The 10,574-nt window shown below is 31.9% G+C and carries 12 protein-coding genes and 2 pseudogenes; 13 read left to right on the plus strand and 1 reads right to left on the minus strand.

Annotation, left to right across the window (positions count from 1 at the left end; genetic code table 11):
- Positions 1–751: pseudogene (locus ACOX6R_RS05500) on the plus strand (chromosome segregation protein SMC); the annotation flags it as partial.
- Between the two features lie 11 nt (positions 752–762).
- Positions 763–2,154 (plus strand): signal recognition particle-docking protein FtsY, encoded by a 1,392-nt coding sequence (gene ftsY / locus ACOX6R_RS05505; RefSeq protein WP_433448105.1) that lies wholly within the window; start codon positions 763–765, stop codon positions 2,152–2,154.
- A gap of 42 nt (positions 2,155–2,196) precedes the next feature.
- On the opposite strand, the gene thiT is transcribed toward ftsY, so the two are convergent.
- Positions 2,197–2,718: an energy-coupled thiamine transporter ThiT gene (thiT, locus tag ACOX6R_RS05510; protein WP_433448107.1), complete on the minus strand. Its 522-nt coding sequence runs from the start codon at positions 2,716–2,718 to the stop codon at positions 2,197–2,199.
- A gap of 147 nt (positions 2,719–2,865) precedes the next feature.
- Here thiT and ylxM point away from each other — a divergent pair, with 147 nt between their 5' ends.
- From ylxM to ACOX6R_RS05565, 11 genes and pseudogenes are all read left to right on the plus strand, one after another.
- Entirely contained in the window at positions 2,866–3,219 is a 354-nt protein-coding gene (gene ylxM, locus ACOX6R_RS05515; RefSeq protein ID WP_433448109.1) for a YlxM family DNA-binding protein, read from the plus strand.
- 12 nt (positions 3,220–3,231) lie between these two features.
- Complete coding sequence (ffh, locus tag ACOX6R_RS05520) at positions 3,232–4,569, plus strand: signal recognition particle protein (RefSeq protein ID WP_433448111.1); 1,338 nt, start codon at positions 3,232–3,234, stop codon at positions 4,567–4,569.
- Positions 4,570–4,632: 63 nt separating this feature from the next.
- Complete coding sequence (gene rpsP / locus ACOX6R_RS05525) at positions 4,633–4,929, plus strand: 30S ribosomal protein S16 (RefSeq protein WP_433448113.1); 297 nt, start codon at positions 4,633–4,635, stop codon at positions 4,927–4,929.
- Positions 4,930–4,955: 26 nt separating this feature from the next.
- Positions 4,956–5,192: a KH domain-containing protein gene (locus ACOX6R_RS05530; RefSeq protein ID WP_433448115.1), complete on the plus strand. Its 237-nt coding sequence runs from the start codon at positions 4,956–4,958 to the stop codon at positions 5,190–5,192.
- Positions 5,176–5,679: a ribosome maturation factor RimM gene (rimM, locus tag ACOX6R_RS05535; RefSeq protein ID WP_433448117.1), complete on the plus strand. Its 504-nt coding sequence runs from the start codon at positions 5,176–5,178 to the stop codon at positions 5,677–5,679. The genes ACOX6R_RS05530 and rimM overlap by 17 nt, the downstream gene beginning before the upstream one ends.
- The gene (trmD, locus tag ACOX6R_RS05540; RefSeq protein ID WP_433448120.1) at positions 5,676–6,419 is read left to right on the plus strand and encodes a tRNA (guanosine(37)-N1)-methyltransferase TrmD; all 744 of its coding nucleotides are present in this window, start codon (positions 5,676–5,678) and stop codon (positions 6,417–6,419) included. Before rimM ends, trmD begins: the two co-directional genes overlap by 4 nt.
- Positions 6,406–6,753 (plus strand): 50S ribosomal protein L19, encoded by a 348-nt coding sequence (gene rplS, locus ACOX6R_RS05545; RefSeq protein ID WP_433448122.1) that lies wholly within the window; start codon positions 6,406–6,408, stop codon positions 6,751–6,753. The genes trmD and rplS overlap by 14 nt, the downstream gene beginning before the upstream one ends.
- A 66-nt stretch (positions 6,754–6,819) precedes the next feature.
- The gene (locus ACOX6R_RS05550) at positions 6,820–8,460 is read left to right on the plus strand and encodes a glycosyl hydrolase family 18 protein (RefSeq protein ID WP_433448124.1); all 1,641 of its coding nucleotides are present in this window, start codon (positions 6,820–6,822) and stop codon (positions 8,458–8,460) included.
- A 101-nt stretch (positions 8,461–8,561) separates the two neighbouring features.
- Positions 8,562–9,179: a zinc dependent phospholipase C family protein gene (locus tag ACOX6R_RS05555; RefSeq protein ID WP_433448126.1), complete on the plus strand. Its 618-nt coding sequence runs from the start codon at positions 8,562–8,564 to the stop codon at positions 9,177–9,179.
- 71 nt (positions 9,180–9,250) lie between these two features.
- Positions 9,251–10,246 carry an aspartate--ammonia ligase gene (asnA, locus tag ACOX6R_RS05560; RefSeq protein WP_433448128.1) on the plus strand — a complete coding sequence of 332 codons (996 nt, stop codon included), beginning with the start codon at positions 9,251–9,253 and terminating at the stop codon, positions 10,244–10,246.
- Positions 10,247–10,330: 84 nt separating this feature from the next.
- Positions 10,331–10,574: pseudogene (locus ACOX6R_RS05565) on the plus strand (hypothetical protein); the annotation flags it as partial.

The raw sequence follows: 10,574 nt of genomic DNA on the forward strand, positions 1-10,574 counted from the left end.
AAGCTTTAAATATAAAATTGAAGTGAGAGAGGATTCAATCAATTCTCACAAAACTAGAATTTTAGAAGAATATGACATTTCAGAAGAAGAGTTAAAAGACGTAAATGAAGTGGACGAAGTTTCTGAAAAGCTTGTAAAATCACTTAGAAAAAAAGTTAAAAATTATGGCGAAGTCAATATTGGATCTATTGATGAGCACAAAATTGTAAGTGAAAGACTGGACTTTTATTCTAAACAGAGAGACGATTTAATTGATGCAAAAAATGAAATTGAATCCATACTTTTAAAACTCGATACTGAAATGAAAAGGAGTTTTAAAGACGCAATCGAAGAAATTTCTGGGCATTTCGAAGAGATATTTAAAATTTTATTTAATGGCGGTCACGCAGAGATTAGTATTGAGGGAGACATTTTAGAGTCGGGCATAGAGATAAAAGCATCTCCACCAGGTAAGAGACTTCAATCACTAAGTCTATTGTCGGGAGGAGAAAGAGCTCTTACTGCAGTTGCACTTTTATTTGCACTACTTAAGGTCAGACCTGCATCTTTCTGTATATTAGATGAGATAGATGCGGCATTAGATGATGCAAATATTAAAAGATATGCAGAGTATTTGACAACTTTAGAGGGAATTCAATTTATAATTATTACTCACAGAAAGCTTACAATGGAAATTGCAAAGAGCATGTATGGAGTAACTATGCAAGAAAAAGGAATAAGTACACTTTATTCTGTAAAGTTAAATGATTAGGAGGAGTTTAGATGTTTAAGTGGCTAAAAGAAAAGCTTGGCATGGAAGAAAAAGAGAATCTAGAAAAAGAAGAGCTAGAGGAAGTTTCTGAAGAATCACAAAGTAAAGAAGAAACTCATGAAAATATTGAAAATAAAGAAGCTGAAGAAATTTCTGAAGATTCTGATAAAGAAGTAGAAGATGATAATTTAAAAGATACTGAAGATGATTTAGTAGATAATTCACAAGATAATAATATAAATAAAGAAACAGATGGAAGTGAAGTTGTTGAAGAAGATCTAAATCCTGAAGTAGAAGAGGCATCAGTAGAAGTTAAAGAAGATGACGCTCAAGAAATTTCAAAAGAAGACGAGCATGATAATGAAGTTTTTGATGAGCATGAAGATGATGTTATTAAAGAAGAAACTACAGAGGATATTCCTAGTTCCACTGAAGAAACAATAGTTGTAGAAGAAGAACCTCAAGAAGAAATTCAAGAAGAACCACAGAAGAAACCAAACTTTTTTGAAAAATTAAAAGACGGCCTCAATAAAACTAGAAAAGAAGTCGGAATAAAAATAAACACAGTTCTAGGTAACTATGTAAAAATTGACGACGAAATGCTGGAAGATTTAGAAGATATTTTAATATCTGCTGACATTGGAATGAATACGACAATGCAGTTAATCGACAACTTGAGAGAGACAATTATTAGAGAAAAAATAAATGATCCAACTAAGGTAAAGCCACTTCTTATGGAAGAAGCTAAAAAGTTAATGAATCCAGAACTTAACACAGGTCTTATTAGTGAGTCACCTACAATTATACTAATTGTTGGAGTAAACGGAGTAGGAAAGACAACTACAATAGGAAAATTATCACAAAGATTTAAGAATGAAGGAAAGTCTGTTCTTGTGTGTGCAGCCGATACATTTAGAGCAGCAGCCATAGACCAATTAAAAGAATGGGGCAACAGATCACATGTTGATGTAATAAGCCACGAAGAAGGATCAGATCCTGCAGCAGTAGTCTTTGATGCAATTGCAGCAGCAAAGGCTAGAAAGAGCGACGTACTAATTATAGATACAGCAGGACGTCTTCACAACAAAGCAAATCTTATGAAAGAATTAGAAAAAATAAATAGAATTATAAATAAAAATTATCCAGAGGCCAATAGAGAAACACTTTTAGTTCTCGATGCAACAACTGGACAAAATGCCATGAACCAAGCGAAGACATTTAAAGAAGCAAGTGAGATAACTGGAATAGCACTTACAAAATTAGATGGAACTGCAAAGGGTGGAGTTGTAATAGCTCTTCAATCAGAGCTTGAGATTCCGATTAAATTAATTGGAGTTGGAGAAGGAATATATGATCTTCAAGACTTCGATATAGATAATTTCATAGAAGCAATTTTTGAATAATAAAAATGAAAAGGCGACCAAGTAAAAAACTTGGCCGCTTTTTTAATTTACTCTTTTAATCTTAGGTAAAACCTTTGTATACAAAAGAATTAAAACAGGAATAGTTATAATTGCTTCAACTAAAATGAATGAATTATAAACTGCAGAATACACTAGTGGAGACTGTCCTGCTGGAGCATATTCACCAAAGACTATAACGCCACTTAACAAGTGACAAAGGTATCTTAGAAACATTGCTAAGAATGATCCAGCTAGAAATGTTTTTAAATTTTTTCTAAAGAAACCTGTGATACCCAAAACACCAAAGGCAAGAATATAATCTAGTATGAGTGATAGTGGGTGATAAAATGCACCTCCAAGCACAAACTGTAAGATGCCATAGGTAAATGAAGTTATAAGTCCGTCTTTTGGTCCACATATTAAAGGAAAGAACAATATTGGAGCCATTGATGCAAGTGTGACTGAACCGCTTTGTGGCAATTCAAAAAACTTTACATAAGATAAAATTTGTGCCATAGCAAGACACAATGCACCGCTTGTGATTACATAAGTTCTTTTATTCATCTCTTCACCTCTCATCTGATTTTATATCATAAAAAACTATGTGTAAAGTCAAAAAAAGTGTTGACAAAGTGAGCACCTTTAGGTAAAATAAACTAGGTCAAGTAAAGAGCTTGACCTTATAAAATGTTATTAAATGAGGTGAGAGTGATGGCTAATGATAAATTTTTTCTTATGAATTCACTACTGGATTTTTATGGCTCACTACTTACTGAAAAACAGAAAAAAGCTGCTTATATGTATTATGTCTATGACTGTTCGATAAATGAAATTTCTGATGAACTTGAAATTTCTAAGCAGGCAGTTTTTGACAATTTAAAAAGAGCAGAAAATAATTTAGAAGAGTATGAATCAAAACTACATCTTTATGCTCAGTCAAAAGAATCTCAAAGAAACAGGGATTTGAAAAATGAAGAACTTAAAACTTTATTTAAAGAGCTAAAGAAAGATGATTATTTAAATCTTAAAACTCTTCAAAAAATTGAAGACTTAATTTTTGAATAATGGAGGTGGAATATGGTATTTGAAGGTCTATCAGATAAATTACAAAGCACTTTATCAAAGCTAACTGGAAAGGGAAAGCTTACTGAAAAAGATATTGACGCTGCAATGAGAGAAGTAAAACTTGCACTACTTGAAGCCGATGTTAACTTTAAAGTTGTTAAGAGCTTTGTAAAGACTGTTAAAGAAAGAGCCTTGGGCAAAGAGGTTATGGAATCTCTAACTCCAGGACAACAAGTCATTAAAATTGTAAATGAAGAACTTACAAATTTAATGGGAACTAGCGAAGTTAAAATAGATTTTTCAAGGAAGCCTACTATTATAATGATGTGTGGTCTTCAAGGGGCCGGAAAGACAACAACTAGTGGAAAGATTGCGAACAAACTTAAAAAAGATGGTAAGAGACCGCTTTTGGTTGCCTGTGACGTCTATAGACCAGCGGCTATTAAACAGCTTCAAGTCGTTGGGGAGTCTGTAGGAGTACCGGTTTTTGCAATGGGAGATAAAATTTCTCCAGTTGATATTTCAAAAGCTGCCGTTGAACATGCTAAGAAGAATGGCAATGATGTAATAATCATTGATACAGCTGGACGACTTCATGTTGACGAAAATCTAATGGAAGAGCTTCAAAATATTAATGATGAGGTAAGTCCTTCAGAAATTCTTTTAGTTTTAGACTCAATGACTGGTCAAGATGCTGTAAATGTTGCAGAAGCTTTTGATAAAACTCTAAAGCTTACAGGAGTAGTTCTTACTAAACTAGATGGTGATGCTAGAGGTGGGGCTGCACTTTCAATTAGAGCAGTTACTGATGTCCCAATTAAGTTTATTGCCAGCGGAGAAAAAATGGACAACATTGAAGTTTTCCATCCCGACAGAATGGCATCAAGAATACTTGGAATGGGAGATGTCCTTTCATTAATCGAAAAGGCACAAAACGCAGTTGATGTTGAGAAGGCTAAAGAACTTGAAGAAAAGCTAAGAAATCAAACTTTTACTTTTGAAGATTTCTTGGACCAAATGCAGCAGATGAAAAACATGGGACCTTTAGAAGATATTATCGGGATGATCCCTGGGGTAAACAACAAGATGCTTAAAAACATCAATATACCTGATAATGAATTTGCAAAGGTAGAAGCTATTATTCTTTCTATGACTAAGAAGGAAAGAGTTAAGCCTGATATAATAGATGCTTCTAGGAGAAAGAGAATCGCAGAAGGTTCTGGCACAACTCCAAGCGAAGTGAATAAGCTCATTAAACAGTTTAAAGAAATGAGAAAGATGATGAAACAATTTGGCAATATGTCAAAGAAAATGGGCAAAAAAAGATTTAAGATGCCTTTCTCATTTTAATTAAGTAGTTATATATTAATTTAAAATTAATTTATATATAAATTTTTTGTGGAGGTGAATGATTTGGCAGTAAAAATTAGATTAAGAAGAATGGGAGCTAAAAAGAAACCATTTTATAGAATAGTAGTTGCGGATTCTCGTAGCCCAAGAAACGGTAGATTTATCGAAGAAATTGGTTACTACAATCCACTAACTGAACCTAAAAAAGTTGTTGTAGATGCTGAGAAAGCTAATAAATGGATAGCTAATGGAGCTAAACCAACTGATACAGTGGACAGACTTTTCAGAGAAAACTCTGTTTATGAAGCTAAAGCTGAAGTTTCTCAAGAAACAGAAGAACAATCAGAAGCTACTGAGTAAGCATAAATATGTTTGGAGGAACTGATATGGTTGAATTAATAGAATATATTGCAAAATCTTTAGTAGAGGATCCATCATCAGTTGCGATAGATGTGGACCAAGATGCAGATTATGTCAATATAACCTTAAAGGTAGCAGCTGATGATATGGGCAAGGTAATTGGTAGACAAGGTAAAATTGCTAAAGCTATTAGATCAATCTTAAAAGCTATTTCACTAAAAGAAAATAAAAAGGTTAATTTAGAAATTGAAGAAAACAATTGATGGTTTTACATGTATTGGTAAGATTATAAATACTCGCGGACTAAAGGGCGAGCTTAAAATTCTTCCTTTAACTTCTAACGAAAAAAGATTCTCTCTACTATCTACAGTATATGTTGGAGATAATCTAGAAGAATATCACATTAAAAATGTTCGCTATGATAAATTTATATACCTAACATTTGTTGATAATGAAGATATAAATAAAGTTCTAAATCTCAAAAATCAAAATATCTACATTCATGATGAAGATAGATATGAGCTTAGAGAAGATGAGTATTTCATCTCTGACTTAATAGGCAAAGAAGTTTACGATTTAGACGAAAATTTTGTAGGTAAATTAAAAGATGTTTATGAATATCCTGCAAATGATGTTTTTATTGTAGAAAATAAAAATGGAGATATTATACAAATTCCAGCAGTAAAAGAATTTGTTAAGTCGATTAATGAAGTTATTATAGTTGATTTAATCGAAGGAATGATTTTATGAAAATAAGTGTCCTAACGCTTTTTCCTGAATTTATAAAGAGTTTAGAAAGCTTCTCTATGATTGGAAGAGCAATTGATGATGGTATTTTAGACTTAGAGGTTACAGATATTCGTGATTTTGCTGTAAATAAATATTTGCAGGTTGACGATTATCCCTATGGTGGAGGGCCAGGAATGCTGATGCAGGCAAAGCCCATTGTTGAAGCTATAGAATCTGTAAAGACAAAAAACTCAAAAGTTTATTATATGTCACCGCAAGGAAAAGTTTTGAAACAGGATATGCTCTTAAGCTTAAGCAAAGAAGAACATATAATTCTTGTTAATGGTCACTATGAGGGAATAGACCAAAGAGTCATCGACAATTACATTGATGAGGAAATTTCTATTGGCGATTATGTGCTAACAGGAGGAGAACTTCCATCAATGGTTTTAATTGATGGAGTTACAAGATTATTAGATGGGGTGCTTGCTGGAGAAGAATCTTTCTCTGATGAATCTCATTTTAATGGACTATTAGAATATCCTCAATACACAAGGCCAAAAGAATTTAGAGGTCACTCTGTTCCTGATATTCTTTTAAGTGGCGATCATGAAAAGATTAGGAAATATAGACTCAGAGAGTCTATTAGAAATACCTTGAACAAAAGACCTGATTTACTAGATGAAAAGAATTTAAATAAAGAAGAAAAAGAAATATTAAACGATTTACTGGAAGGAGGTAACGGTAATGGATTTTATTAAAGCTATTGAAGATGAACAAATAAGAACTGACCTACCTGATGTAAAAGCAGGAGATACTGTAAGTGTTCACTATAAGATAATCGAAGGAACTAGACAAAGAGTTCAAGTATTCGAAGGAACTGTAATTAAAGTTCAAGGAAAAGGTGCAAGAAAGACTTTCACTGTAAGAAGAATTTCTTACGGAATTGGAGTTGAAAGAACATTCCCAATTAATTCACCTAGAATTGAAAAATTAGTTATCAATAGAAGAGGTAAAGTTAGACGTGCTAAACTATTCTATATTAGAGATAGACAAGGTAAAGCCGCTAAAGTTAAAGAAAAGATTGAATACTAAGAATGGGACTGAGGAGTCCTATTTTTAGTATTCCTCTATTTTGAATAAATAAGAAGGGGTGTTAATATGAAAAAATTTTTTACAGGTATATTTGTACTTATTGCCTTGGCAGCTTTGGCATTTTTATTTGTTGAAAATAGAGGATCGAATAAAGTGTCTACTATTTACGATGGATTTTCATTTTTGTCTGAGGATGAGTATATAGACAAGAGTGATTTTGATAACATTGATGGAATGATTTATCTTTCACTTGACTACATCAACAAAAACATTGACGAGAATATTAAATACGATAAGTCTAAACAAGAAGTAATAATTGAAAATGACAGCGCACATAAAGTTTTAAAACTTAATTCTAAAGAAGCAGTTTTTAATAATGGAGAAGTTGCACTTAGAGCTCCAGTAATTGAAAAAGACGGAAAAATTATGCTTCCAATAGAAGCTTTTATCTACGACTACAATGTAAGACTTAGATACAATAGAGACATTCAACTTCTTTTACTTGACAAAGAAGACAAGAAGTACACAGAGGCAACTACAAAAGATGGTGCAGTGCTTCTAGAAAAAGATTCAAAGAGAAGTCCTATAATTAAAAGATTGGACGAAAATAGCCCAATTTATATTTACGACGAAGGAAGTAAATATCTAAAAGTTAGAATGGTTGATGGATACGCAGGTTATATTGCAAAAGAAAATGTAAACGACGATTATAAAGAAGTCGTACTTCCATCAAATGAAAAAAATAGAAATATGAAGCCACTTAATATGACATGGGACTATACCTATGCAGAACATTCACAAGAAAAAGTGGAAAAAATTGAAGACATTAATGGTCTTGATATAATTATCCCAACATGGTTCTCAATAAGGAATGGAAATGGGGATATGATTGACCGTGGAAACTTCGATTATATTAAGAGATATAACAATTTGGGAATAGAGGTTTGGGGATATCTTGACAACTCTTTTGATCCAGAGATAACTCACGAAGCCCTATCTAACGAAGCGACAAGAGCAAAAATAATAGATAAAACAATTGAACTTTGCAATAAATATAATATGAAAGGCTTAAATATTGACTTTGAGCATACTAAGATAGACGATAGAGACAATATAACAGCTTTTGTCGAAGAACTAAGACAAAAAGCTGGAGATAGTTTAATTATCTCTGTCGATGTAACTCCTCAGATTTCATCTGATGTTACAAAAGAACCATATGATAGAAAAAAACTTGCAGAAATTGCCGACTACATTGTAGTAATGGCATATGACCAACACTGGGGTTCATCAGAAGAAGCAGGTTCAGTTGCTCAATATAAATGGGTCGAAGGTAGCATTAATGTTTTGTTTAGATCAATACCAAACGAAAAAACGATACTTGGCGTTCCAACTTATTCAAGACTATGGAAAGAAACTAATGGGAAAGTTTCATCTAATACAATATCAATGGCAGAGACTAATAAAATCATTGAGCAAAAAGGCTTAAAGCCAGTTTGGGATGAAGAATCCTGCCAAAATTATGTAGAGTATACTGAAGGAGATTCAACTTACAAAATTTGGATTGAAGATGCAAGCTCCATTGAGAAGAAAGTATCTTTGGTAAACAAATATAATTTATCGGGAGTTGCTTCTTGGAGACTTGGATTTGAAACTCAAAATATTTGGGACGTAATCCAAAAAGAGATTGAAAACAACAAGACTAATTGACATTTTGATATTTAAGATATATAATATAGAAAGGCAGATAGAAAAATAATACTATATTTGAATAGGAAGTGTTTTAAATTTTAGCAGATACACATAAAATCGTGGCAAAGCTTGTCTACGATAGGATTAATGAAAAATATAGTGTAAATTTAGACTTGGACAAAATGCTTTGGGGTTCAATTGCTCCAGATTATCTTCCATATTATAAGTTTAAGAGACACTATCTTGATGAATCTGTAGATTTTATATCTAAAGAGATTGCAAACCTAGTTTATTTTTCTAGATATTCTTTCAAAGAAAATGATGATAGTTTTGTATTTACTTCTTATGTGAGTAAAAAATTAGGAATTATCATGCATTATCTATGTGACTATGTATGTTACCCACATGCTTATAGAATGACTTTTATGGGCAATATGAAGAGCCACATTAAATATGAACAAGAATTAAACATTTATGCAAAAGAAAATAAACTGCGCGAAGAAAAATATTCTAATAGAATATCTGAAAAAAATATTGATTTATACAGTGAATTAGATATAAAACTTAAAGAAAAAGTAAAAAGTTTTATACTAGAAGTAGTAGAAGAGTATAAAAACTCTGAAAAGGGATTCGATACAGATTTAGATTTTGCACTAGATTTTTGTACTAGAATTTGTTCTTTTGTAATCGAATCAGCCTTAGTATATGACGGAAATTTTGACATTCAATTTGTTTAATAAAATTATTAACTAATAAGAAATTCTTTCGCATTATGCGGAAGAATTTTTAAAATTAAGGGGGAAATAAGATGAGAAACAACTCCAGTGTAACATCACTAGATCTTAGAGAGACACAAATTGCTATCAAATCAGTAAAAGATTACTTTCAAAGAGATTTAGCAAACACACTAAATTTAGCAAGAGTATCAGCGCCACTTTTTATAAGACCAGAAACAGGTCTTAATGATAACTTGACAGGTGAAGCTGCTGTTAATTTTGACTTAAGAAAATACGATATTAATGTTGAAATAGTTCAGTCTTTAGCTAAATGGAAAAGAAATGCTCTTAAGGAATATAATTTTAATATGTATGAAGGTATTTATGCCGACATGAACGCAATTAGAGCAGAAGAAGTTCTTGACGAGATCCACTCATCTTATGTAGACCAATGGGACTGGGAAAAAATTATTAATAAATCTGACAGAAATGAAGAATACTTAAAACTTATAGTAAAAGAAATTTTTTCAGTTTTCCAAAGAACAGAAGAGTATATCAATCAAACTTATCCTTATGTACTTTCAAAAAAATTACCAGATGAAATATTTTTTATAACTTCGCAAGAGTTAGAGGACATGTATCCAGACAAGACTCCAAAAGAACGTGAAAGACTAATAGCTAAAGAAAAGAAAGCTGTCTTTATTGAAGGAATTGGCGAAAAATTAAAATCAGGCAAACCTCATGATGACAGGAGTCCGGATTATGATGATTGGAGCTTAAATGGCGACATTATTTTCTGGAACGAGGTTTTGCAAGATGCCTTTGAAGTTTCAAGCATGGGAATTAGAGTAGACGAAGATACTATTGTATCTCAATGTGAAAAGACAAATAACACAGATAGACTTTCGCTTCCATATCATCAAGATGTTATAAATTGTAAACTTCCTTATACAGTTGGCGGTGGAATTGGCCAATCTAGAATTTGTATGTTCTTCCTTGAGAAGAAGCATATAGGTGAAGTTCAAGTTGGTGTATGGGACGAAAAGAACTTAGAAAGTTGCAAAGATAAAGATATCAAATTATTATAATTGTATTAAAACGAATATTATTATTACAAATCCTCCGAAATTATAGTATAATTAATTTATATGAAATTTCGGAGGAATTTTCTTATGAATTTGGCACCAAGACTCGATCCAGAAAAAATGAATACTTTAGCTTTCAAAGACGTCAAGAAATGTTTAATTGAAAACTTCTTGTATAATGGCGATATTGAAAGCATGAATATTTTACTTAATATATATAATATTTATGAATCAATAGATAATGTATTTCCTAGATATGTAACTTTAGAAAACTTAAGACTTGATATCATAAAGTTTTTAAAGAATAAAGCTGGAATAGAATTAATCGCAA

It is taken from the genome of Peptoniphilus sp. (genome assembly GCF_050943655.1).
GTDB lineage: Bacteria > Bacillota > Clostridia > Tissierellales > Peptoniphilaceae > Peptoniphilus_A.

Bases quoted from the DNA above. Each gene is read 5' to 3' on its own strand.
- rplS (WP_433448122.1), top strand. From the start codon at position 6,406: ATGGATTTTATTAAAGCTATTGAAGATGAACAAATAAGAACTGACCTA.
- trmD (WP_433448120.1), top strand. From the start codon at position 5,676: ATGAAAATAAGTGTCCTAACGCTTTTTCCTGAATTTATAAAGAGTTTA.
- ylxM (WP_433448109.1), top strand. From the start codon at position 2,866: ATGGCTAATGATAAATTTTTTCTTATGAATTCACTACTGGATTTTTAT.
- ACOX6R_RS05550 (WP_433448124.1), top strand. From the start codon at position 6,820: ATGAAAAAATTTTTTACAGGTATATTTGTACTTATTGCCTTGGCAGCT.
- asnA (WP_433448128.1), top strand. From the start codon at position 9,251: ATGAGAAACAACTCCAGTGTAACATCACTAGATCTTAGAGAGACACAA.
- ACOX6R_RS05530 (WP_433448115.1), top strand. From the start codon at position 4,956: ATGGTTGAATTAATAGAATATATTGCAAAATCTTTAGTAGAGGATCCA.
- ftsY (WP_433448105.1), top strand. From the start codon at position 763: ATGTTTAAGTGGCTAAAAGAAAAGCTTGGCATGGAAGAAAAAGAGAAT.
- ffh (WP_433448111.1), top strand. From the start codon at position 3,232: ATGGTATTTGAAGGTCTATCAGATAAATTACAAAGCACTTTATCAAAG.
- thiT (WP_433448107.1), bottom strand. From the start codon at position 2,718: ATGAATAAAAGAACTTATGTAATCACAAGCGGTGCATTGTGTCTTGCT.